This window comes from Sandarakinorhabdus oryzae (assembly GCF_009733735.1).
Lineage (GTDB): Bacteria > Pseudomonadota > Alphaproteobacteria > Sphingomonadales > Sphingomonadaceae > Sandarakinorhabdus > Sandarakinorhabdus oryzae.
This window is the reverse complement of sequence record NZ_WNJP01000399.1, coordinates 1-628: the sequence shown is the minus strand read 5'-3', so window position 1 is coordinate 628 and position 628 is coordinate 1. Positions and strand designations below refer to the sequence as shown.

The 628-nt window shown below is 58.0% G+C and carries 1 pseudogene; it reads left to right on the top strand.

Annotated elements, in window-relative coordinates:
• Nucleotides 1-431: 431 nt before the first annotated feature.
• Nucleotides 432-628, top strand: a pseudogene (locus tag GJ693_RS16535) (type IV toxin-antitoxin system AbiEi family antitoxin domain-containing protein); the annotation flags it as partial.

The window sequence follows — 628 nt, the reverse complement described above, 5'->3', positions numbered from 1 at the left end:
TCGGTCCGATCCTGGCCTATATTGCCGAACAGCAGAAGCAACTCGACATGTCCCGCTCGGCCAAGGCGCCGCGCCGCCGCGGCCAGAAGAACCACATGTTCAAGATCGGATAGATCCCGTGACCGTCACCGGCGGCGCGTTGCGCAATATGAAGGCTTCATGCGCCGCCCGCTTCCGCCAGATTTCAACCTCTAACCCGTAGAAAGGCGGCTATCCTGCTCCCCATCGAGTGACATTTCTAACTGGCGCAAATCGTGACTTCCCTAAATGGCGGCGACAAATTTTCCGCTGTTTTAACAATGCTTTGATTATCATATATTCCATAATGCCAGAATGGAACCGACGCGCGCCGACTTGCTGAGGTGGCGTCCGAAGCATGCAGCATTCTTTGGACACTTGAATATGTCCGAAATATGCGGCATATTTCGGACATGCTTGACCTGCCCGACGATACCGATCTCCGCACGCGCCTGCTTGGCCGGATCGCGTCACGACCTGATGAGGTCTGGACCCCGGGCGACTTTGCAGATCTCGGCGGGCGTGCGGCCGTCGACAAAACCCTGCAGCGCCTGGTGGCCGCCGGAGACCTGCGCCGCATCGACCGCGGTCTTTACGATCAACCCCGAAA